The organism is Natronorubrum aibiense, assembly GCF_009392895.1.
Classification (GTDB): Archaea; Halobacteriota; Halobacteria; order Halobacteriales; family Natrialbaceae; genus Natronorubrum; species Natronorubrum aibiense.
The window spans coordinates 768,651-790,772 of sequence record NZ_CP045488.1 but is presented as its reverse complement, the minus strand read 5'-3'; the positions used below and the strand labels follow the sequence as shown (position 1 = coordinate 790,772).

16 protein-coding genes, 1 tRNA gene, 4 rRNA genes and 1 pseudogene are annotated in these 22,122 nt (G+C 57.1%); 5 read left to right on the top strand and 17 right to left on the bottom strand.

The window, feature by feature from the left end:
* Window positions 1–14: 14 nt before the first annotated feature.
* The 4 genes from GCU68_RS03990 to GCU68_RS03975 form a co-directional block, all read right to left on the bottom strand.
* Window positions 15–1,181, bottom strand: coding sequence for an alpha-1 4-glucan-protein synthase (locus tag GCU68_RS03990; protein WP_152939194.1), 1,167 nt, complete (start codon window positions 1,179–1,181; stop codon window positions 15–17).
* A 7-nt stretch (window positions 1,182–1,188) separates the two neighbouring features.
* Complete coding sequence (locus tag GCU68_RS03985; protein ID WP_152939192.1) at window positions 1,189–2,316, bottom strand: lysylphosphatidylglycerol synthase transmembrane domain-containing protein; 1,128 nt, start codon at window positions 2,314–2,316, stop codon at window positions 1,189–1,191.
* A 114-nt stretch (window positions 2,317–2,430) separates the two neighbouring features.
* Window positions 2,431–3,360, bottom strand: coding sequence for an NAD-dependent epimerase/dehydratase family protein (locus tag GCU68_RS03980; protein WP_152939190.1), 930 nt, complete (start codon window positions 3,358–3,360; stop codon window positions 2,431–2,433).
* A 285-nt stretch (window positions 3,361–3,645) separates the two neighbouring features.
* Window positions 3,646–5,421 carry a nitrite/sulfite reductase gene (locus GCU68_RS03975; RefSeq protein WP_152939188.1) on the bottom strand — a complete coding sequence of 592 codons (1,776 nt, stop codon included), beginning with the start codon at window positions 5,419–5,421 and terminating at the stop codon, window positions 3,646–3,648.
* A gap of 456 nt (window positions 5,422–5,877) precedes the next feature.
* Here GCU68_RS03975 and GCU68_RS03970 point away from each other — a divergent pair, with 456 nt between their 5' ends.
* On the top strand, window positions 5,878–6,594 hold the full coding sequence (locus GCU68_RS03970) for a DUF2270 domain-containing protein (protein WP_152939186.1): 717 nt from the start codon (window positions 5,878–5,880) through the stop codon (window positions 6,592–6,594).
* 74 nt (window positions 6,595–6,668) lie between these two features.
* Here GCU68_RS03970 and GCU68_RS03965 read toward each other — a convergent pair.
* Window positions 6,669–7,031: pseudogene (locus tag GCU68_RS03965) on the bottom strand (transposase); the annotation flags it as partial.
* Between the two features lie 49 nt (window positions 7,032–7,080).
* On the opposite strand from GCU68_RS03965, the gene GCU68_RS03960 reads away from it, so the two are divergent.
* Entirely contained in the window at window positions 7,081–8,325 is a 1,245-nt protein-coding gene (locus GCU68_RS03960) for a hypothetical protein (protein WP_227014914.1), read from the top strand.
* Between the two features lie 23 nt (window positions 8,326–8,348).
* Here the strand turns inward: GCU68_RS03960 and GCU68_RS21565 are convergent, their stop codons facing one another.
* The 6 genes from GCU68_RS21565 to GCU68_RS03935 all read right to left on the bottom strand — a co-directional run bounded on the left by GCU68_RS21565 (window position 8,349) and on the right by GCU68_RS03935 (window position 14,150).
* Complete coding sequence (locus tag GCU68_RS21565; RefSeq protein WP_227014912.1) at window positions 8,349–8,663, bottom strand: hypothetical protein; 315 nt, start codon at window positions 8,661–8,663, stop codon at window positions 8,349–8,351.
* Between the two features lie 233 nt (window positions 8,664–8,896).
* A 5S ribosomal RNA gene (gene rrf / locus GCU68_RS03955) occupies window positions 8,897–9,018 on the bottom strand.
* A 60-nt stretch (window positions 9,019–9,078) separates the two neighbouring features.
* Window positions 9,079–9,200, bottom strand: a 5S ribosomal RNA gene (gene rrf / locus GCU68_RS03950).
* A 125-nt stretch (window positions 9,201–9,325) separates the two neighbouring features.
* Window positions 9,326–12,247: ribosomal RNA gene (locus GCU68_RS03945) — 23S ribosomal RNA — on the bottom strand.
* A gap of 224 nt (window positions 12,248–12,471) precedes the next feature.
* Window positions 12,472–12,543, bottom strand: a tRNA-Ala gene (locus tag GCU68_RS03940).
* A 134-nt stretch (window positions 12,544–12,677) separates the two neighbouring features.
* Window positions 12,678–14,150 (bottom strand): 16S ribosomal RNA (locus GCU68_RS03935).
* Together the 16S, 23S and 5S rRNA genes with 1 tRNA gene alongside form the textbook arrangement of a ribosomal RNA operon.
* A gap of 332 nt (window positions 14,151–14,482) precedes the next feature.
* Here GCU68_RS03935 and GCU68_RS03930 point away from each other — a divergent pair.
* Window positions 14,483–14,782, top strand: a complete 300-nt coding sequence (locus tag GCU68_RS03930; RefSeq protein ID WP_193565067.1) for a DUF6360 family protein — start codon at window positions 14,483–14,485, stop codon at window positions 14,780–14,782.
* Window positions 14,783–14,822: 40 nt separating this feature from the next.
* Here GCU68_RS03930 and GCU68_RS03925 read toward each other — a convergent pair whose 3' ends face one another.
* The 6 genes from GCU68_RS03925 to GCU68_RS03900 form a co-directional block, all read right to left on the bottom strand.
* Entirely contained in the window at window positions 14,823–15,164 is a 342-nt protein-coding gene (locus GCU68_RS03925; protein WP_152943568.1) for a CBS domain-containing protein, read from the bottom strand.
* Between the two features lie 833 nt (window positions 15,165–15,997).
* The gene (locus GCU68_RS03920; RefSeq protein ID WP_152939182.1) at window positions 15,998–17,407 is read right to left on the bottom strand and encodes an FAD-binding oxidoreductase; all 1,410 of its coding nucleotides are present in this window, start codon (window positions 17,405–17,407) and stop codon (window positions 15,998–16,000) included.
* Window positions 17,408–17,538: 131 nt separating this feature from the next.
* Window positions 17,539–18,276, bottom strand: a complete 738-nt coding sequence (locus GCU68_RS03915) for a polysaccharide deacetylase family protein (protein WP_152939180.1) — start codon at window positions 18,274–18,276, stop codon at window positions 17,539–17,541.
* A gap of 186 nt (window positions 18,277–18,462) precedes the next feature.
* Entirely contained in the window at window positions 18,463–18,786 is a 324-nt protein-coding gene (locus GCU68_RS03910; RefSeq protein ID WP_152939178.1) for a DsrE family protein, read from the bottom strand.
* Between the two features lie 104 nt (window positions 18,787–18,890).
* A complete protein-coding gene (locus GCU68_RS03905; protein WP_152939177.1) occupies window positions 18,891–19,622 on the bottom strand; it encodes an MBL fold metallo-hydrolase in 732 nt (243 codons plus the stop codon).
* Between the two features lie 608 nt (window positions 19,623–20,230).
* Window positions 20,231–20,500: a hypothetical protein gene (locus GCU68_RS03900; RefSeq protein ID WP_152939175.1), complete on the bottom strand. Its 270-nt coding sequence runs from the start codon at window positions 20,498–20,500 to the stop codon at window positions 20,231–20,233.
* A gap of 65 nt (window positions 20,501–20,565) precedes the next feature.
* Between GCU68_RS03900 and GCU68_RS03895 the strand changes: the two genes are divergently transcribed.
* Window positions 20,566–21,237, top strand: coding sequence for an SdpI family protein (locus GCU68_RS03895; protein WP_152939173.1), 672 nt, complete (start codon window positions 20,566–20,568; stop codon window positions 21,235–21,237).
* A gap of 161 nt (window positions 21,238–21,398) precedes the next feature.
* A complete protein-coding gene (locus GCU68_RS03890) occupies window positions 21,399–21,959 on the top strand; it encodes a TATA-box-binding protein (protein ID WP_152939171.1) in 561 nt (186 codons plus the stop codon).
* Window positions 21,960–22,122: the final 163 nt, after the last annotated feature.

The window sequence follows — 22,122 nt, the reverse complement described above, 5'->3', positions numbered from 1 at the left end:
TGGCCTAAATGTACTTATAGGCGTCGATTCTCCACAACGGGGGCCGTTCGCTCGAGGGCCGACAGACACTCGAGCCAGTCGAGCATGTGTTCGCCGACGTAGTTGAAGAACGCGCCGTTGTTGTAGGCCGACCAGTCGCCGTCGGCGAGTTCGGCCGCCATGGCCTCGAAGACGTCGGCGTAGGAGTCGGCATCGTCGCCAACCTCGTCGATGATCCGCCAGAGGTGTTCGTTGAGTTCTAGGCCCGGAACCTCGTTGTTGAGGTCGTCGAACGTGCTCCGTGGGGCCTTGTTGTGCTCACAGAGCGGCGCACCGTTGTAGATCCGCTTGTCGAGGACGTCACAGGCCCGCTTCAGGAAGACGCCGCTCCAGATGTCGTCGAAGCGGCCGACGTCCCACTCGTTGTCGTCCATCGGTAACTGGTAGAACGCGGGGATCACCTCGCGGCGGAAGGCGAGGTTCATCGAGCAGACGGTGAGGTAGTTGTCCCGTGCGGCGACGAAGTCCTCACCGAAGTCCCTGCTGGTCGTGCGGGTCTGGGCCTGTCCCTCGAGATCGCCGTCCATGAGAATACGAACGGCATCGAGGTCGGGGACGTTCGTCCACAGCCCTTGCGAGGCGACGACCTCGCCGGTCTCGACTGCGGCCGTGTCGGTCTCGACCGTCTCGCCCATCGCCGAGTACGGGTAACCGCGCGGGTACAGCCCGTGTTCGTCTGCGTTCTGATAGAGGACGTTGACCCACTGCTCGTCCGACGAGACCTCCTCGATCCCGCCCTCGAATGCGAGGTTGTCCATGTGCGTACCGAAGAAGTCCTCGTCTTCGTGTGGGAGCGTGTCGTCGTCGATGAAAAAGCCGTACTCGAACGCTTCGTTGGCCCACATGTAGAGGAGTCCGAAACTCGTCTCGGCGTGACTCGCCGCCGGGACGATATGACCGTACTCCGCGACGTCGTGGTCAGCGTACCACTCCTCGCGTCGCGTGCCGTCGAACACTTCCCCCGAGACGTCCTCGTCCTCGAGCATCGCTTCCATCGCCTCGGTCTCACAGAAGTCCTCGGTGACGAGTACGACGTGGAGCCGCGAGAGATCGAAATCGTGGGCGCGGGCGTTCGCAAAGTACGATCGCATACACTCGTATTCCCGGATCGTCGGGACGATAACGCAGATATCTCGTTCCATTGCCTCGCTATTTTTTAGGCTCACCTAAAAAATTACCGTTCTTCCGCGTCGCTTCCTGCCCCGCTGCATCCGAAAGCGAAACCCCGAGCAAGGCGACCGCACCACTACCGCCGACTAACGTCACGCCGTTTTTCAGCGCGTGGTCGACGATCGCAGCGGCCAGTGCCGTGCTCGCACCGACGGGCGTGAGAGCGACGACGAGCGCCGTAAAGGCTGCTTCGTAGAGGCCGACACCGCCCTGTGACAGCGGCAGTACTTTCGCGAGGTTGCCGACACTGACCGCCAGCGTTCCGACCACCAACAGTGGGCCGAACGCGAGGCCGCTCCCGAGCGATGCGAGGACGAGAACGGCGGTGATCACGTCGAGCAGCCACACCAGTAGACTCGTCCCGCCGATCGCCGCCAGCGCTCGCGGTTGACGGGCGACGACCTGCACGCTCCCTGCGAACCCGAGCGCGGCCTCGAGGCCTGCCTCGAGTCGCGGCCAGTTTTCGGCCCGTGCCAGAAGCCGCCTCCCGAGGCCGTGATCCGTTCGAGCCGAAGTAACGACGACGGCCCCGGCACCGACTGTCGCCATACTCACAGCCGCTGCGGCCAGCAGGGCGGTCCGTGCGCCGCCGCTCTCCGCGACGATTTCGAGCGGGCCAGCCTCGCTGCCAAGCACGAGCCACGCCGTCGCGAGTCCGGCAAGCACGGTGATCGTCGCCAGATCGAACACCCGCTCGACGGCCAGTGAGGCGAATCCTGCAGTGTACGGGACGTCGCGTTCGTTGATGACGTACGCACGTACGGCGTCGCCAGCGCGTGCGGGAATCGCGAGGTTGGCCGTCTGGCTGATGAAGATCGCCATCGTGAGAAACGTCGTCGACTGCCGGTGGCCGATTGCAGCCAGAACGTCTCCGTATCGGCGGCCGCGAAGCGGCCACGAAACGGCGTAGATGGTGACAGCAGCCCCAAGCAGGAGTGGATCGGCGCTCGTAATTTCGGCGGTAACGGTCCTGACGTCGATTTCGCGAACGGCGATGAACAGGCCGAGTATCACGATTACCGTCCCGGCGATCGTCAGCCGTCGGCGAGTCAGTGTCCCGAGGAGTCCGTTACTCGCCGAGCCAGATCGCTCCCCCCCATCGTTCATACGAGGAACCTCTGGAACGCAGATATTTAAGTCCACCTAAAACTCTATTTGGTGGGACTTCTAGACGTTCACGAGCCCGTTTTAGTCGGGTTGCTTCGGGAAGCGCTCCGTTGGTCAGCGGAGTTCAGTGAGCAGTTCTCGGGTCGCCTGTCGCACCGCTTCGTCGCTCGACAGGGTCGGCTCCCAGCCGAGGGCCGACAGCTTCTCGATCGAGAGGCGCATCTTCGGCACGTCGCCGGTCCAGCCCCGCTCGCCACCGGTGTACTCACGGGCGGGATCGACGTCTAACTCCTCGGCGACGATCGACGCGATCCGATCGACCGACGTCGTCGTTCGTGTACCGAGATTATAGGTGTTCATCGCGCCGTCGGCGTGTTCGATGGTGTGACAGATCGCGTCGAGGCAGTCTTCGACGTGCAGATACGACTTTTCCTGCCGGCCGTCGCCGAGGATCGTCAGCGTCTCGGGATTCTCTCGCAGTTTCTCGATGAAATCAGGGATCACCGCGCCGCGGAGTCGCGATCCGACCACGTTCGCAAAGCGAAAGTTCCAGACTGTCAGGTCGTGGCTGTGGGCCCGCGCCGAGAGCAGTCCCTCGTCGGCCAGTTTGCTCGCCCCGTAGGCGCTGATCGGCTCGAGCGGCGCGTAGTCTTCGGGTGTCGGTCGCGGGGCGTCGCCGTAGACCGTCGACGAAGACGTGTAGGCGATTTCGGTGACGTCGGCTTCGGCCATCGCCTCGAGAACGGTTCGCGTCATCCGCGTGTTCTCGTCGAACTGGGCGTGTGGCCGATCCGTGTCGACGTGTTTCGAGGCGGCCAGATGAGCGACCAGATCGATGTCGTCGAGATGTCTCTCGAGAGCGTCTGGGTTCGTCAAGTCGGCTTCGACGAACGTCGCTCCCTCGGGAACACGGTCGAGTGCACCGTTCGACAGGTCGTCGACGACCGTTACATCGGCTCCGTCCGTAAGCAACCGTTCGGTGAGATGCGAACCGATGAACCCGGCCCCACCCGTCACGAGCACGCGGCGATTCGAGAGCGTCATATGCGACGATTTGCGGTCTGTAGGTTAACCCTGTTGGCTCTCGTTTGAATCGACACGTCGCGGAAGAGGTGAGTCGTCCCCGCGTGACCACGTCTGTGGCTCCTCGAGACAGCCCACGAGCGAATCGTGCGACGGATTGTCGACAAATATTGCCCGAATTACGAACGCCGATCTCGCAGTGATCGACGGATTAAGAACAGGTTCCGACCCGGTATGAGGTCAGCGGCGATCGATGGCAGGAGAAACTACGAACAAGCCCTGCTATCGATTCGGGAGTGATGTGCCCTAATCGTCAGATGGGATCGGCGTTCCATCCGCCCGCGCGGGTGCTGGACTTTCGTCGAGATCGTCCTCTTCGGCGTAGGGGTACCAGGTCCGCTTCGTGTTGTGCATGTACGGATCGTCGTAGTCCGTCTCCTCCGGTTCAATCAGGTCGGCGAGTTCGTCGTCGTCTCGAGCGGCGACGAACTCACGGAAGCTTTCAGTTCCGTCGCGTGCCTCGGCGAAGTTCTCGATCAGATTCGCGATTGCTCCGGGAACTTCGTCTGCCGGGATGCGTTCGGCGACCCAAGAGGCAAACTGCGGGTTCTCCCCGAGTCCGCCACCGAGTCCGATGTCGAGTGCTTCGACCGGCTCGCCGTTTTTGCGCGTTTTCATCCCTCGAAGGGAGACGTCGGCGATCTGTGGCTGGGCACACGAAGCCGTACATCCCGAGAGGTGAATGTGGAAGTTCTCGACTCCTTCGGGGAGGGAAACGTTGTCCGTAAGCCAGCGGCCGAACCGAACCTGCCGGTTTTTCGTCTCGACGATCGACAGCGAGCAGAACTCGGTCCCCGTACAGGCGATCGAGCCACGCTGGAACGGATGCGGATCGGGACTGTAGTCTTCGAGCACCGACTCCGAACGCAGGTCGTCGAGGTTCTTCGCGGGGACGTCGGTGAAGATGATGTTCTGGCGCTGCGTTAGTCGCACTTCACCCGAACCGTGAGCATCAGCTGCGTCGGCGAGTTCGTAGGCGTCGTCGACGCCGATTCGCCCAACAAGGACGTTCAGCCCGACGTAGTAGTTGCCGTCGTCCTGCTCGTGGACACCGACGTGGTCGTGTTTCCCGTCGGCTTCACCGGCGTTGTACGAGTACGAGTCTCGAAGGTCTTCGCCAGCCGTCTCGAGTTCGAAGTCGACGTAGTCCTCTTGCAGCGTTTCGCGGACCTTTTCGGGCCCCCACTCGTCGACGAGGAACTTCATGCGGGCGTTGTAGCGGTTCTCGCGGTCTCCGTGATCGCGGAACAGTCCGGATATCCCGCCCGCGACGTCGACGGCTTGCTCCGGCGTCACGAAGACGTCGATGTTACGAGCGAAGCGCGGTTCATTGCGCGAGAGTCCACCGCCGACGCGAACGTTGTATCCCGTCACGGTCTCGCCGTCGATCTCCTTCTGGGCAGGCTCAAACGCCAAGTCGTTGATGTCGCCTTGCCCACAGCCTTCGTCACAGCCTGTTACCGAGACCTTCCACTTCCGCGGCAGATTCGAGTACGCATCGTTGCGCTTGAACGTGTCGTGAAGTTCCGTGGCGAGCGCGTCGGCGTCGACGTGTTCGTGTTTGTCCTTGCCGGCAACCGGACAGCCTACGATGTTCCGCCAGGAGTCACCACAGGCTTGGACCGTCGAGAGCCCAACCTCCTCGAGTCGATCGAAGATTTCGGGAACGTCCTCGAGTCGAATCCAATGGAGCTGAATCGCCTGTCTGGTCGTCACGTCGATCCAGCCGTTTCCGAACTCGGGATTTTCGGCGGGACCGCGGGAGAAGTCGTCCGCGATTTCGACGAGCTGTCGGAACTGCCCCGGCTCGAGGACGCCGCCCGGCGGACCGATCCGCATCATAAAATACGACTCCTGCCCCGCTCGCTGGTGATACAGACCGTACCATTTGAACCGCTCGAACCACGCATCGTGCTCGTCATCGGGAATCGCTTCCCAGCCTTCCTCGGCGAATCGCTCTATCTCTGCACGGATATCCGTCCCGTAGAGTTCGTCCTTCCACTTCTCAACGTCGCTGACCATTACTACCCGTTCTATGACGGGGGCAACATAACCCTCTCTCTGTCCCGTCAGTTCTCCCCGCATCTCACCTCTTTCGGCAGTTTTCCCTGCTATTTGGAATAGGCGGTGATTTTTGCGAGAATCACTTGGACTGCTTACAAGTGATTGGGAACAGTAGTTGGCAATACGGTTTCTTTATTCAAAGTTGTCTGTGAAACTTGCGTTCAGTATAGGTAGTACAGTTATCGAGGTAGGACTCTGTTTCTCAGGATGTTGTCAGGATTGGTTTGTTGAATATCTAAACAAGGACCAGAGGATGCATCCAGTACATCGTTGTTGTTACTTCGATTATGTCTCTTTCTATGTCAATATAACAGTCATAGCAGGAAACGGACACCTACGGTAGGGGAAATTATGATTATTTGACTGTATTGGACACATAGAGAACGTTATTCTGGTCGGAGGTGTGTAATTGACATGGACGAGACATCCGATCGACTCGATACTCAAGATGAAGAGGTTGCGACCAATGCTGGCACTGATTCGGAGGAGTTCCTTTCGCTCCTCCCGCACTTTTATCGAGGTAGTGTGAGTCAGACGGTAAGCGCGCAGGATCGGCTCGACCGAACAACCGACTGGGCAATCACCCTGATCGCCGCCTTGCTCTCGATAGTGTTTGCAAGCAAGGATATGCCGGCGTACCTCTTGTTGATCGGACTGGTACTGCTGGGTATGTTCCTCTTTTTCGAAGTCCGACGCTATCGGTTCTACGACGTATGGCGGTCTCAAGTCCGGTTCGTTGAGGAGAACATCTTCGCGAACGCCTTCAATCCCGCAGGCGCCGAATATCATCCGAATTGGAGAGAAGAGATCAGCGACGATCTCCGTCAGCCGACATTCAAGGTTTCATACCTCGAAGCCCTGTCTCGTCGGGTCCGTCGGGTGTACGCGTTACTGTTTGTTGTCGTCGGGATCGCCTGGGTCTCTAAGATCACCCTCTTTAGCCCCGAAACACAGTGGACTGAGGCCGCGGAGCTCCCAGGGGTCCCTGGCTTGGTCGTCGCAACAGCGCTGGCTGTGTTCTATATCGTAGTCTTTCTGATTGCGTTCTGGCCGAGCGAACGCGAGGCAAAAGGAGAAATTCATGACGTTGAACCCGGCCATTGGAAGGAAGCGAACGATGAACGTCATTAACCCGTTCCGATTGCGAATACTATCGAGGATGGCGGGCGTGCATCTCCCTCATGACTCTGACATCCTCCACACGGCTAAAGCCGTGGGGTTCTCCCACTGGGGGTTGAATCCACGAGTAGCGGGAGGTTCGCAGGTTCGTTGCCACGGTTGACGATGACCTGCGTTTCGGGCCGTGCCAATACGGCCCCCGACTCAGACAGCGGTTTCGAGAACTTGCCCAAGGCTCGTTTGCCGATGTTCAACGCGCCGTTTTTGTCTGCGTTGTCGTCCAGCCCACATTCTGGGCACTCAAAGCGTCCCTGCGTCTCTCGGACACCTTCTGACCCACACCGGTTGCACGTCTTCGATGTGTCGTATTCGTCGACCAGCTGCACGTCGATGCCCGCGTCGTGAGCCTTGTACTCGATGTAGTTCAGCAGGCGGGCGAACGGCATCAGGTCCGCGTTTGGCCGCTGTATGCGTTCCCGTAGACGACCCCTCCTCAAAGTGGCCAGTGCCATCGGCCTCGGCGGTGCCGGCGTCGCCTACTGGCAGCGGCGGCCGATCCGGCGCTGGGACGACATCGACGCGATCGAGACAGCACTTGCTATCCCGGTCCCAACGATTCCTAATCCAGTTACGGTCACCGCCGACCACCTCGAAGCCTCCTATTCACGGGCCCGCGAGCACGTCGAAACGACCGAACAGGTACTTCCTGATCCCGATGCGCAGGAATCGGGACACCTCGAGAACGCGAACAAATCTCTTGCGGACCATCCACCCGACTCGATCGACGATGACGACGAGCGACACGAAGCGCTCGATAACTACCTGCTCGCGATCTCGGCAAGTGCAGCGGCCCGCGGTCGGTACATAGAGACCGACAACGGACAGCCGAGTGACGAACTGCAGACTGCCCACGAGACGCTCGGTAACAAACTCGATGCCTTTGAAGCTATGTACGCGGGAGAGTCACTTGCCCACACCATCGTTCAGGCTAGTCACGCTGAATCGCTCGCTGGGACCGCCGCGTCACGTTACTCACGAGCAACTGACTTCATGATAGACAGCCAGTACAATAACTCAGTCGTCTGGGAGACAGTCGAAACTGGTCGGCACAGTCTGCACGACGCCGAGTGGTTTCTCGAGGTGCTCGAGACCGACGACACCGTCGACTGGGCGACCGATATTGAGGACCTATACGAGCGCCTAGCGGATCGAATCAAGACGGCAACCGATGAAGTCGAGTGGGAATACGAATCCGATGTCCCGTCCTACTCCCACGATCGGTGGCTCGACATTCAGCTAGATCACCTCTCCGAACCCGAGCGTTCCAGAGATGCCGGTCACCTTGCCCAGGCCCTGCTGATCCAGGCCGAACTCGCCACGGTTGCCTCGACACTGTCCGCGTTCGAAGATGTTCCCGGACGGGACGAACTCGACGATATCGAGGTTGAACTGATCGAGGATGCGAACGAACTTGTCGACGAGAAACGAACTGCACGCGAGCAACTCGAGACGACAGCAGACGCAGTCGAGTCAGACCCGCTCGGGAAACACCTGCTTTGTCAGGTAACACGACGCATCGACCAAGCAGAGCTAACTCTCGAACGACTTCGTGATGATGTTAAATCCTACGACAGCGCAGAGTGGCAGTTCGAACTCGACTACGTGGCGCTGCGTTACCGCGGTGGAGCCGCGGACGCTGGCTCGATTCCAGATATCGTCGAACTCGTCGCTGACAAGGAATAACGAACCAGTACTCCTATCTCTGATTACGACTCCGGCTCGAGTACCGACTGAACCGCTTCGGGATTATAGGGTTCGAATTCACCATCAACAATTTTCCCGACGGGCAACCGTGCGATCGAATCTCGTGTGCCGCATTCGAGACACTGTCCGACTGCCTCCGCAACCACGATCGAACCGTTGATACGAACATCGAGGAACGCCTCGAGCAGAACGTACGCAGGTTTACAGTCACAAAACACTCCTCGAGAAAGTGTCCAGACGTCACTGACGCTCACCTGACGAGAATCGTTGACGCTGATCCATGCGCCATCGTCTAACGTCCGCAGTGCGATCGGCATATGCAGTGTACACCCGCCAGTGGTCTTCCTCCATCGCCCTGTGCAACGCTTACCCATTCAAACAGACTCCGGAAATAAATGCCACTATCATGATTTCGATAATAGACAGGCCACATACAGGGATCAAGTTAGTACTTAATACAAATAATATATATGAGGTATTAGTGCTATACGGAAATGCGAAAATCCCAACCAGCCACAGCTGTGGCTGTCTGAGATAAATGAAGTATGAATGGAAGCGGCGAAACGAATTTCCCAGAGGCTCGCGCACTCCAGTACTCACCGTAACGCAGGCGAGCTTATCTTCCGTGTTCGGGATGGGTACGGGAGGCACCTCGCCGCTATGGCCGCTGTAATGCCGACCGGCGGAATCGAACCGCCGTCAGACCACTGTCGGTCTCGTATGTGATATGAGTGGAGGCGGCGAAACGAGTTTCCCAGAGGCTCGCGCACTCCAGTACTCACCGTAACGCAGGCGGGCTTATCTTCCGTGTTCGGGATGGGTACGGGAGGAACCCCGCCGCTGTGGCCGCCGTAACGCCGATCAACGGAATCGAACCGTCGTCACACCAGTATCGGTGGTCTCTCTGACCGTGTGTATGTGTAGTCCAGTTTGCGTCCGGACCCGTTCACGCGTCACGGATCCAATGCGATGTAATATGATTGTGTGGCTCGATCGATTAGTGCTCGCGGACTCAACGCCTCGTTGCCTTGGCGCGTACATCCCGAGTCTATCGAACTCGTCTTCTACGAGTGATCTCAGTGGTATCTCTTTTCCAGGTGGGTTTCGAGCTTAGATGCGTTCAGCTCTTACCCCGTGGTGCGTGGCTGCCCGGCACGTGCTCTTTCGAACAACCGGTACACCAGTGGCACCCATTCGTAGTTCCTCTCGTACTATACGAACGTTCCCGTCAGATACCAAAACACCCCCAATAGATAGCAGCCGACCTGTCTCACGACGGTCTAAACCCAGCTCACGACCTCCTTTAATAGGCGAACAACCTCACCCTTGCCCGCTTCTGCACGGGCAGGATGGAGGGAACCGACATCGAGGTAGCAAGCCACCCGGTCGATATGTGCTCTTGCGGGTGACGACTCTGTTATCCCTAAGGTAGCTTTTCTGTCAGCAATTGGCCGCATCAAGCAGCCGAATTGGTTCGCTAGACCACGCTTTCGCGTCAGCGTCCGTCGTTGTGCCGGACACTGTCAGACTTCCTTTTGCTCTTGCGCTCTTCCTCGGGTCTCCGACCCGAGTGAGGAAATCTTGGGGCGCGCTCGATATCTTTTCAAGCGCGTACCGCCCCAGTCAAACTGCCCGGCTACCAGTGTCCTCCGCCAGGAGTGAGAGTCGCAGTCACCATCGGGTAGTATTTCAATGCTGGCTCGGTGGCCCGCTAGCGCGGGTACCTGTGTAGCGCCTCCTACCTATGCTGCACAATGGCGACCACGTCTCAGTGACAGCCTGCAGTAAAGCTCTATAGGGTCTTCGCTTCCCCTTGGGGGTCTCCAGACTCCGCACTGGAACGTACAGTTCACCGGGCCCAACGTTGGGACAGTGGCGCTCTCGTTGATCCATTCATGCAAGCCGCTACTAAAGCGGCAAGGTACTACGCTACCTTAAGAGGGTCATAGTTACCCCCGCCGTTAACGGGTCCTTCGTCCCCTTGTAAGGGGTGTTCAGATACCCGCACTGGGCAGGATTCAGTGACCGTACGAGTCCTTACGGATTTGCGGTCACCTATGTTGTTACTAGACAGTCGGAGCGCCCGAGTCACTGCGACCTGCCTCTTCGCGAGGCAGGCATCCCTTATTGCGAACGTACGGGACTAACTTGCCGAATTCCCTAACGTCGGTTGCTCCCGACAGACCTTGGCTTTCGCCGCCACGAGTACCTGTGTCGGATCTCGGTACGGACAGTGTGCTCACCTTTTCACGGGCTCTAGGTTGACCTGACTTGCGCTATCCTGTCATTCGGTCGCTTCGTGCCATTACGGCTTCCACGAACTTCGACAGTTCGACTGGGCGAAAGCCCAGCTCAGGCGGCCCCAAAGCGTCGGCTTTGAGTGCACACTGGCATAGGAATATTAACCTATTTCCCTGTTGTCAGCTTCGACTTACGGGCTGACTTAGGACCGGCTAACCCTCAGCTGATCAGCATTGCTGAGGAACCCTTACTCGTTCGGCCGTCGGGGTTCTAACCCGACTAACGCTGCTACTATGACCAGGATTTTCGTTACTGCACGGTCCACATGATCTCTCGACCATGCTTCCGCCCGAACAGCACGCCAACCTACGGAATCATCCTCTTACGGATGCCGCTAGGTCTCGGTGGTGGACTTGAGCCCCGATCATTTTGGGCGCCTCAAACCTCGGCCGGTAAGCTGTTACGCTTTTCTTAGAGGGTAGCTGCTTCTAAGCTCACCTCCCGGCTGTCTAGGGCTTGAGACCACCTTCGATCGCACTTAGTCCACACTTGGGGACCTTAACCCAGCTCTGGGTTGTCTCCCTCACGGTACACAGGCTTACCCCGCGCACCGGACTCCCTGCGTCAAACGACGTTCGTAGGTTTGGAGTTGGACAGGGGGGCGCACTCCTCTCGGAGTGCGGTCCCCCAATCCGTTGCTCTACCCCACGAACTACCTCGGCAGAGGTCATGCTTCGACATGTTTCGGTTGGAACCAGCTGTTTCCGGACTCGATGGGCCTTTCACCCCTAGACGTAGATCACGAGAGGGTATTGTAGGACACCAACTCTAACAGGCCTCCACGTGCCTTTCGGCACGCTTCACCTTGTCCACGCCTAGATCGTCCGGTTTCGGGTCGTGCCCGTTTGACTCCCCGCGCTTGAACACGGTGACCCTCGTCGTAAGACTGCGGTCGTATCGGTTTCCCTGCGCCTTCCCCGATGATCGGGTTAGACTCGTCAAACAGGCACACTCCCTGGTTCGTTTTTCAAAACGTACGACAGAACACCGGCTTCCCGTATGGCTTACTACAGGCTCGCGCCTGATTCATTCGATACGGGACCTTTCGTGCCCTGTCGCTCTATCGCCAACTGATTTCACGCCCTATTGCACCTCCCTTTGTGGGGTGCTTTTCAGCGTTCGTTCACACTACTTGTTCGCTATCGGTCTTGAGGAGTGTTTAGTCTTCGCGGTCGATGCCCGCGATCTTCACGAGGGATATCCAACCCCCGATACTCTGGAACTGACTCGTTCCGTACTCGACGACCTTACGGGACTGTCACCCTGTCTCGTGCTCTATTCCAAGAGACTTCGTGTCGTTTTTCGGGAAGTGATCGTCAGTCCGAACACCACATTGCCCGTAAGGGCTTCGGTTTGGACTGCGTCGCGTTCATTCGCCATTACTTACGACATCACGATTACGTTTTCTTTTCCTGTCGATACTAAGATGTTTCAATTCTCGACGTTCCCCATTGCGCGAAGCAATTGCGGTGGGGATTCCCATTCGGAGATCCTATGTTCTTCGCCTCCGTGCGGCTCCCATAGGCTTATCGCAGCTTGGCACGTCCGTCTTCAGCTCTCAAGCCGAGCGATCCACCAGCTGGCACAGTAGCCACGTTCATCGGATCGGCGTTGCGACAGAGTCGCAACATCGTGACCCGGGAACGGGTCCAGTGGACGCCTGGACTACACGTACACACGGTCGCATCTGCACGCCGGTAGACGGCCGGCCTGCATTGACCCTTCCCACTCACACTTGCGCGGAGTGGTGCATCAGTTCAGTCGTACTCAATCACAGTCCCGTCGCCCACTTAAGGGGAGCGATTCGATGATTGGTACGAGTCATGGACCCACAGGGATTCGAACCCTGGGCATCCTCCTTGCAAAGGAGGCACTCTACCACTGAGCTATGGGCCCACGTCCGCCCAGATGGGCGGACAGAGACATATGTGTTAGCCTCGGTAGTTCTGAGGTGCCCGATCGGCCGCGCGATGGGTCGATCGAACGTGAAAACCGCTGGTGGGTCAGGACAGCGTCCTGATCCCGGTCTGTGGAGGTGATCCAGCCGCAGATTCCCCTACGGCTACCTTGTTACGACTTAAGCCCCCTTGCGAAGCCCAGATTCGACCCGGGAACCGGGCCTCATCCGGACCTCACTCGGGTGCTTTGACGGGCGGTGTGTGCAAGGAGCAGGGACGTATTCACCGCGCCCTTCTGAGGCGCGATTACTACCGAATCCAGCTTCATGAGGGCGAGTTTCAGCCCTCAATCCGAACTACGACCAAGTTTCGGAGATTAGCGTCCCCTTTCGGGGTTGCATCCCACTGTCTTGGCCATTGTAGCCCGCGTGTCGCCCAGCACATTCGGGGCATACTGACCTACCGTTGCCCGTTCCTTCCTCCAGTTTGGCACTGGCAGTCTCCCTAATGTACCCAGCTACCACAAGGGTACTGCTGGCAATTAGGCATGCGGGTCTCGCTCGTTGCCTGACTTAACAGGACGCCTCACGGTACGAGCTGACGGCGGCCATGCACCTCCTCTCAGTGGCTCAGGTAAGCTCATCACACTGACCGTCACTGCACACTGTCGATGCTGGTGAGATGTCCGGCGTTGAGTCCAATTAAACCGCAGGCTCCTCCGGTTGTAGTGCTCCCCCGCCAATTCCTTTAAGTTTCATCCTTGCGGACGTACTTCCCAGGCGGTCTGCTTCACGGCTTCCCTACGGCACACCACAAACTCGTAGTTTGTGGCACACCTAGCAGACATCGTTTACAGCTCGGACTACCCGGGTATCTAATCCGGTTCGTGACCCGAGCTTTCGTCCCTCACCGTCGGATCCGTCTTCCAGAGGCGCTTTCGCTACCGGCGGTCCGTCCAGGATTACGGGATTTCACTCCTACCCCAGACGTACCCCTCTGGTCTTCCGGTCCCAAGCCGTGCAGTTTCCACCGGACGCCCGCACGTTAGGCGTGCGGATTTCCCGATAGACTTGCGCGGCCAGCTACGGACGCTTTAGGCCCAATAATAGCGGTCATCACTCGTGCTGCCGGTATTACCGCGGCGGCTGGCACCGGTCTTGCCCAGCACTTATTCTGTAACCTTCCTACGGTTACAAAAAGCGAGGACTATATGCCCTCGCACTCGGAGTCCCCTTATCGCACTGGCGTGCAGTGTAAAGGTTTCGCGCCTGCTGCGCCCCGTAGGGCCCGGTATCTTGTCTCAGATACCGTCTCCGGGCTCTTGCTCTCACAACCCGTACCGATTATTGGCACGGTGGGCCGTTACCCCACCGTCTACCTAATCGGCCGCAGCCACATCCTATGGCGCCGGAGCGTTTCTGATTCCCCGCACTTCCAGCGTGGGAATCGTATTCCGGATTAGTCTCAGTTTCCCGAGGGTATCCGGATCCATAGGGTAGTTTGGCCACGTGTTACTGAGCTATCTGCTACGAGTACAAACTCGTACAACTAGCATGGCTAAATCGGACTCCAATAGCAATGACCTCCGGCAGGATCAACCGGAATGCTATATACTCCCGACCATTGTCGGGAGGGTTCTTGGCGGTGAATGTTAAGATACACACTCACACATAAATGGGTCCACGTTCGGTGACCCCGGATCGTCGACCGATCAGGCGACACCGAACTACCAAGGCTAACATCAGACCCCCTCTGTATGGCGGACCACAGGGGTGAGGTCCTCATCTTCTGCGTATTATTCGATAATCCCCGGTTCATACATAAGGCCTTCGAACCACTCCCCTCAACGAGTGTGACTACCTACCTCGATTATATGGCTATAGAGAGAGATCTACGGCACCAATAAGTGCATTCGAACGCTCTATCTGGCCAGATAGATGGCAGACCGATTGATGAAAGTCAACGCGTATACGACGCTCGATCTCGTCGATGCCGTGGCGAAGGGACACGACTTCGAAACAGAAGCGTTCGCCGTTGTAAACGCAACGGCAGACAAAAAGAACCCGGACTGTGTAGAGTTGCAATTCGAACTCGACAATATGATGGAAGAACACCTGCCTGCGCATATGGAAGAGATTCAATTAACGCCCGCGCAGGCGCGCGAGATCGCAGCTGATCTCGAGAAACACGCGAAACGGGTCGAGGAAGCAGCTGAGAGTGGTGAAAAAACAGAGTAACAGTTACCTGGCCGATCGTATTGGCTGCCGAACCGTCAGTTCAGGACAACTGAGCGGCGACGTCGGTCGAAGAGACCATCCCAATATAATCATCACCATCGGTGACGGGAAGGTGTTTAATGCCGAAATTAGTCATCATCGCAGCAACCTGCTGCAGGTAGAGATCTGGCGGAACAGTCTCAACTGACTTGGTCATCACGTCAGAGACTTGAAGATCAGTCGGTGCATGCCCGTCAGCAGCAGCAGCAACAATATCGGTACTCGTGATGATCGATGGTGGATCAGTCGAGACGACCAGAGCACTGATCTCACTGTCGGTCATTAGTGTTGCAGCCTCCTCGAGTGTCGCATCTTTGGAGACCATCTCCAACGGTGTCGACATCACGTCGTTCACAGTTTTGTTCGTGGAAGTCACGCATCCCTATACGAAAGCCATAGTCATGTTTTTTCCGAATGGAACAACTGTTCTGTTGAGATACTTCCCCATCATCACTCGACTTTTGGAGTATTGTTGATGGAAACAGCAGATAATCAAAGAAGGGTGGTTAAATAGCAGAATATTTTCGATATCGAAAGTAATAGAGTGATTTCTGATGGGTGAGTGGTTGTATTCAACGAACGTAGCGTGTCCCTCAACTTGTTCTTTATTACGGTACTGAGCTACCTCACCCTATTCGCGCGCCGCTCACTGCGTTGCTCCTTGGATGGGACTTAGCTACAGAATTGAATGAGAACAACCACCATCGCCCGGATGGGCTCGGGTGCTAGCCGCCGGGCGAGGTGTAGCAAGGTGGGTGGACGGTCAGATTGGATCGGTGCATGTCGCGCAGGGCAACGCGACAGAGGTGATATTCGTCTCGTTTGTTATCAACTTCTTCCCGATTCCGAGTGAGTTAGAATCGTTCTCTGACCATTGTATTCTCTCCTTTGTCCGGTGTTTCGTAAAATAGGGACCTACTGGTGGTGTGGTTTCGGTGCATCGAGCTCTTAGTCGGTACCCTCGAGTGCTCACTCAAGAGCCATCTGCCTGAGCCTGTTTTACAAATAGGTGCCTTAGTTTCAATAGGTAGCTATTGCTAGAGTGGAACCTCCAAGGCCGGTTCGGGAGCTCGTAGTTGGCCTCCCTCTGAAGAGTTCGTACACCGGTCATCGGCTACGTCGTGTGAATTAGTCTGACAATACGATAAGGTGGATTCTATGCAGTTTGACCAGAAGCTACTGATACTGCCCCCAATCTGTTGGCTTCACGTTTTGATTCTGCCGAAAGATATTCTCCGGGTCGTACTCGTTTTTCAGTTCGACGAGTCGGTCGTAGTTCCCGCTGTACGCGTTCTGCTCACGGCCTTCCCGATCGCCCTCGAAGTTGACGTATGTCCCGCCCGTTGCGACTTCAGCGAGCGCGTCGTGACACTTTCGCACCCACGCGATGCACTCGTCGTCTTTCGCCGGATCCTCCCAGCGTGCGCCGACGGTTACGATGTACTCCGTGTCCCTGTGTGGGTATGCGGTCGCATCCGACGCGACATCGTTGACGGCCCCGCCGACCTGGTGGATGAGTACCTCAGATTGCGGGGTTGGGGACTGGTTGGCGTATTCGATTATGCTGTCGATCGTCTCTTCGGAGAGGGCCGTGAAATTGGGCGCCTTCCAGTAGTTTCGGGCACCCTCAGCGTACAGCTCGTCCAGCAGACTCTGGACCTCGGTATACCGCATCGGTTCGACGGCGTCGGCGATGGGATCGCCGTACTCGCGGAGCGGTTCGAGCACCGCCTCGCCCTCTTCGAGGTCGCCGGCGTAGAAGCCCATCAGTATGAGAACCGTAGTTCCGTGGATCGCTTCGGGAAGGAATGGAAGCGGCGGCGCCGCGACGCTGTTCGCCCAGACGGTGCACTCCCGCGGCGCGCCTCGAGTGAACTCCTCGTAGCGGGTGAGCACGTCGGCTGCGTCCTCGTACGGGTAGACGATCGGCCCGAAGAGCACTTCGGGGCCGACTTCGTGGAGATCGAATTCGAACGACGTAATGATCCCGAAGTTGCCGCTCCCGCCGCGAATCGCCCAGAAGAGGTCCTGGTTCTCGTCTTCGGTTGCGGTTACGAGCTCCCCATCTGCAGTAACAACATCGACCGAACGAAGGTTGTCGATTGAGAGGCCGTATTTCCGACTGAGCCATCCGATCCCGCCGCCGAGTGTGACTCCAGCGACGCCGGTCGTCGAGATGACACCGCCGGGCGTCGCGAGACCGAACGCCTGTGTCTCATGGTCAAGATCGGCCATCGTCGCCCCGGGTCCGACGCGGGCAGTCTGGCTTGTTGGATCGACTCGCACCGATGACATCGAAGACAGATCGATCGTAATACCGTCGTCACAGATGGCGTTACCAGCAACGTTATGACCGCCACCTTTTACAGAGAGCAAGAGGTCGCGATCACGGGCAAACGCCACTGCGGTCATCACGTCGGCTGCCCCGGCGGGGCGGACGATGACGGCTGGTTCCTTATTGATCATCGCGTTCCAGATCGATCGGGCCTCGTCGTAGTCGTCGTCTCCGGGCCGGAGCACCTTGCCGTGAGTATCTTGAGCAAGCGTTTCGTATTCGGGTTCGTCGATTGGAGCGGTGATCGTCATTGCCAGATCCCCTCAGCCGAGGTACGATCACACGGAATAGATAGGCATCTAGTGCCAATTGGGCAGCCACTGCTGGGCGTGCAACCGCTGCACGGATGTCCCGCGGTACACCTCGAGGCACTCCGGCTGATTCACTCGAGTCGGACCGGTCGCACACAGTCGAGGACCATACCTGTCCCACCCGACTCAATCTGCTCAGCGACGGTGACAGGTTCGACCGCGCGGATCCATTCTTCGAAGGCATCCATCCCGTCGTTGTACTCGATCACTGGTGGATGGAAGAGGAACGGTGCACTGTCGGCCTCAGCTTCTGTTCGCAACGTCTCCATCGTCTCAGAAGGGCTGTGTTCTTCCATAAGTTCCGTGTCGAACGGGATCACTGGCGGTGTGATCTCGATGACGTCGGGTTCGTTGTCAGTCATTCCGAGTACCCATTCGAAGCCTACCTCCTCGATTGCCTGAACTGTCCCGTCGCTGAGTTTCAAGAATGGCGCAAAGAAGCCATCCGGAGCGAGCCCCGTTGCATCCTCGATAGCTGCCAACCCGGTCGTGATGGCGTCGTAAGCGTCGTCGTAGGAGAGATCGTCGTACGCATGGTGGCGATGCGAATGAAACGCGATTTCGTGGCCGTCGGCAGCAAGCATTTCCATGATTTCGGCTTGTTCCTCAGCGTCACGTCCGAGAAATACGAAGCTCCCTGAGGCGTCGTTGTCTCGGAGGAGCGCTGAGACGTCCTCGAAATCCGGCTGTTCGTATTCGGCAACGCAGAACCACGCTTTCCACTTGTGTCGCTCTGGGAGATCGCCATCGGTGAGCAAACTCAACCACGTCTCGAACTCCCTGAGTTTTTCCTCGTCAACTGGTCGCATACTGATCCGTCTGTTGGTCACTGATTAAGTCTTTGCCCGGTGACCAATACGGGGAGTGTCTGTGTATGGGAAGTAGCGGATTCGCCTGCAACATCGACTCGAGCGGTCCGTGAAAAGGAGCAGCTATCGACTCGTGCTAGCGTCGGCGACGTTGAGATTGAGTTCGTCGAACTCGAGTGCTTTCAGTCAACCGATGGTGAGTACCTTCTCGGCGTCCTCGACGATTCGGAGGTAGTCATCCATCGTCGAACGTGGCCTGAGATCGTCCGCTTCGAGATCGCGGGAATCGAGACACGTCCCACAGGCGAAGAGTTCGCCACCATTCTGAGTATATTTGAGCATAACTCCGTGCGGATTGAATTTCTCGTGCTCGAGGTCTGGTGCCTCAACACCGTCTCCGAGGAGGAAGACTTCAACCGTATGGTCCGCATCGAGTGCTGTGTTTGCCAGCCGGAACGCATTCCAGACACGCTCAGGGTCATTGGTCTCGAGAATGATTCCAAGGTCCATACGGGCGCTTGGATGGCAGCTCAGTTGAAGCTTGGTGGTAGTTCCCAGTGAGTAGAATCGTCCCACAAGTTGTGGCAGCGAGTCCAATTCGCCCCCGCAGTCTCTCACAGAGTGACTTGCTCTCCGTCTTCGGGAACGTGGATGTCTTCCGTCTCCGACCGCACCTCGTCGCGTGTGAGGAGACAATGGTTGATCGCTTCCATATGAACGACGACGACCGTGGCGTCGGTCGCATCGCGGACAGCGGCGATGTCCTCGACACCCATCGTGATGGGGTCGCCTTGATTAAACTGTGCTTCGCCGCCGTTGAGAACGACCATATCGGGATCAAATCGGTCGAATGTCTGTTCGACCTCGTCGTACCAGATCGTGTCGCCAGCGAGATACAGCGTCTCGTCGGCTTCGAAGACGAATCCAGAGACCGGCCCCATCTCCTCGGCTAACTGTCCGTGCCCGTGGCGTCCGGGTGTCCGGTGGATGGTGATATCGTCGAACCCAGCTTCGTCGTCGACAGGTCGCACATCCGTGAAGCCCTCGTCGATGAACGCGTTCACTTCTTCAGGCTGGCAGAACAACGGGATGTCTGCCTCGAGTGCTTCTTTTGCCGCCTCGTCGAAGTGGTCCGGATGACGATGGGTGACGACCACAACGTCGTAGGACAGTTCAATGTCAGGCATCGGAACGAGTGGGTTCGTACGGTCGTTCGGCGTATCCGGGATCGGCGGCAGCTCACCACGAGGCGCGAATAGCGGGTCGACGAGGAACGTCGTCTCCTCGAGAGTCACAAGCATAGTGGCGTTCCGGACGAGGCGAACGGCGGCGGAATGTGTCGACATACGAGAGAACCTTCGAGGAGCGGTGGGTTAGGGTTTGCTCCGAACTACTTATATGCGGAGCAGGCGCAATACCACGTCGTTTACGGCGTGGATACGTGTCATTGGACGATTTCCACCGATGAGAGCATAGTCTGAGTTACCAGTCCATATTTTCAAGTGCCACGAACCACTATACGATGGGAAGGCCAGGTCGGAACGGAGCGGATTCCGAACGGCCTTCGGAGGTCGTTCGAGAGAGTGTCGCTCTCTCGTGATGACGAAAATCTTTGATTTTCGAACCACGGCCTGTCCGCCACTCAATGAGACAGTATCCGAAACGCCGACACGGTGAACACGAATCCTCGAAGGGTTCGTCCCGTGCCCGTCGGCTTGAGCAAGCCTGAAGATAACTCCGAATCCGTCGAAGTCTGACGGACTCTCCGTGGCAAAAACAACACGGTGGGTCCGAACATGATGGAGGATAGGAGTACCGGCGGTTTGGCACCGCCAGTCAGCCACCGACCACGACGACTGGGTTAGACGAGTTCCCGCAAAGTGGCGGCGTCCATGGTTGCGAACCTGACACTCCCACCGCTCGGGATTCCTCCGTGTTCACGCGGAGGAGGATGTCAAGGTTTCCATGGAATACTCGTTCTTCCGTTAGTGCGCATAACTTCTCTATTGCGATCAGGCCAGGCCAATAACCGGTGACGAAGCAAGTCACCGTCAGCTGTCTCCGGATCGTATCCCGCCAACTTGGCGGTAATCGTCAGGACAAGCCAGCCCCCGTATCCAAGAACGACGGTCACGAACGTCAGGACGACGATCGAGACAACTACCCTCATGAGCCGCGTTCTGAACGGCACCTCTAAAATATCCGACTTGTCAGATACTGTCATACCACTAACTTCTTGAACCGGTGTCAAAAGGTTATTGTCAATGCCAGAATAGTATATAGGCTCATATGAACACTCACCACCGATTTGGTTTAACAGTCGGGTTTGTCGTCCTCTCTGGCATCGTGAGTCTCCTTACTGCGCCTGAACTACCCGCAAAAATCGTCTCAAACTGGAACGCGGCAGGCGAACCGAACGGAACGATGCCCAAGACACTCGCTCTCTGGTTGTTTCCGACACTGACAGCGGGCTTACTTCTTTTATTCGCGCTTATCCCCCGAATTGACCCATTTCAAGCGAACATCGCTGAGTTCCGCCCCTATTACGACTGGTTTATCATCGTCTTTACGGGATATATGCTCCTCCTCCACGTCGGGATTATCGCCTTCAATCTCGGCTACGAATTCGACTTCACATATCTCGTACTCGTCGGATCTGCGGGTCTCTTCTACTACTGCGGTATCCTGCTCACACGAGCTAAACGCAATTGGTTTGTTGGCATCCGGACGCCGTGGACACTCAGTAACGAAGATGTCTGGAACCGGACGCACGCACTCGGAGGAACACTCTTTAAGTTGACCGCAATACTGACACTGATCGGACTCCTCTTCGGTAAATACGCGCTCTACTTTCTTGTGGTTCCCGCTCTCTTAACTGCTGCTGTGACTGTTGCATACTCATATTATCTGTACAACCGACTCGAGCAAAGTGAGGAATCGTCTCCAGATTTTGAGATATGATACGACAAGGTCGTGAAACGTTATTCGTATCTGTTCGCTTGCTATTTTCCCCTCGTTACGGAGGTTCTGAGGCCATATCGGGATATAACAAAAATACAAAATATGTGTCCATAGTATAGTACGGAGTTTTATAAGTACTAAATACGTCTTTTTACTAACTCATGGCGGACCCAAAGGACTCCATCAATATCGAAAACGTCGTCGCGTCGACTGGCATCGGACAGGAACTTGATCTTCAGAGTGTCGCGATGGACCTCGAGGGGGCTGATTACGACCCTGAGCAGTTCCCTGGGCTCGTCTACCGTACCCAGAACCCCAAGTCTGCTGCACTGATCTTCCGGTCAGGAAAAATCGTCTGTACTGGCGCAAAAAGCACTGATGATGTTCACGAAAGTCTGGAGATCGTCTTCGATGAGCTCCGCGAACTCCATATTCAAGTTGAGGAGGAGCCAGAGATTATCGTCCAGAACATCGTCAGCAGTGCCGACCTTAGCCGCAATCTCAACCTGAATGCGATCGCGATTGGGCTCGGCCTCGAGAATATCGAGTACGAACCAGAGCAGTTCCCTGGACTCGTCTATCGACTTGACGATCCAGAGGTCGTCGCCCTCCTCTTTGGCTCCGGAAAGCTGGTCGTCACTGGAGGGAAGAAGGTAGATGACGCCAGGCAGGCCGTCGACGTGATCGTCAAACGTCTCGAGGATCTCGGCCTACTCGAGTAACGACGATTGGATCTTGTGAGCCTTGGTGCTACGGTTATGCAGCACTGCAAGATAGCCGACATCAACACCCCGCGATTCCGCTGTATCTCTGTTAACAACCTGTGGAAAGAGTTTAATTAAATAATTTGAAATGCGTATCGCTATCGAACGTGGATTGTACCAG

Excerpts from the sequence above, each read along its gene's own strand:
- GCU68_RS03990 (WP_152939194.1), bottom strand. The coding sequence starts at position 1,181 with ATGGAACGAGATATCTGCGTTATCGTCCCGACGATCCGGGAATACGAG.
- GCU68_RS03985 (WP_152939192.1), bottom strand. The coding sequence starts at position 2,316 with ATGAACGATGGGGGGGAGCGATCTGGCTCGGCGAGTAACGGACTCCTC.
- GCU68_RS03980 (WP_152939190.1), bottom strand. The coding sequence starts at position 3,360 with ATGACGCTCTCGAATCGCCGCGTGCTCGTGACGGGTGGGGCCGGGTTC.
- GCU68_RS03975 (WP_152939188.1), bottom strand. The coding sequence starts at position 5,421 with ATGGTCAGCGACGTTGAGAAGTGGAAGGACGAACTCTACGGGACGGAT.
- GCU68_RS03970 (WP_152939186.1), top strand. The coding sequence starts at position 5,878 with ATGGACGAGACATCCGATCGACTCGATACTCAAGATGAAGAGGTTGCG.
- GCU68_RS21565 (WP_227014912.1), bottom strand. The coding sequence starts at position 8,663 with ATGCCGATCGCACTGCGGACGTTAGACGATGGCGCATGGATCAGCGTC.
- GCU68_RS03930 (WP_193565067.1), top strand. The coding sequence starts at position 14,483 with ATGGCAGACCGATTGATGAAAGTCAACGCGTATACGACGCTCGATCTC.
- GCU68_RS03925 (WP_152943568.1), bottom strand. The coding sequence starts at position 15,164 with ATGTCGACACCGTTGGAGATGGTCTCCAAAGATGCGACACTCGAGGAG.
- GCU68_RS03920 (WP_152939182.1), bottom strand. The coding sequence starts at position 17,407 with ATGACGATCACCGCTCCAATCGACGAACCCGAATACGAAACGCTTGCT.
- GCU68_RS03915 (WP_152939180.1), bottom strand. The coding sequence starts at position 18,276 with ATGCGACCAGTTGACGAGGAAAAACTCAGGGAGTTCGAGACGTGGTTG.
- GCU68_RS03910 (WP_152939178.1), bottom strand. The coding sequence starts at position 18,786 with ATGGACCTTGGAATCATTCTCGAGACCAATGACCCTGAGCGTGTCTGG.
- GCU68_RS03905 (WP_152939177.1), bottom strand. The coding sequence starts at position 19,622 with ATGTCGACACATTCCGCCGCCGTTCGCCTCGTCCGGAACGCCACTATG.
- GCU68_RS03900 (WP_152939175.1), bottom strand. The coding sequence starts at position 20,500 with ATGACAGTATCTGACAAGTCGGATATTTTAGAGGTGCCGTTCAGAACG.
- GCU68_RS03895 (WP_152939173.1), top strand. The coding sequence starts at position 20,566 with ATGAACACTCACCACCGATTTGGTTTAACAGTCGGGTTTGTCGTCCTC.
- GCU68_RS03890 (WP_152939171.1), top strand. The coding sequence starts at position 21,399 with ATGGCGGACCCAAAGGACTCCATCAATATCGAAAACGTCGTCGCGTCG.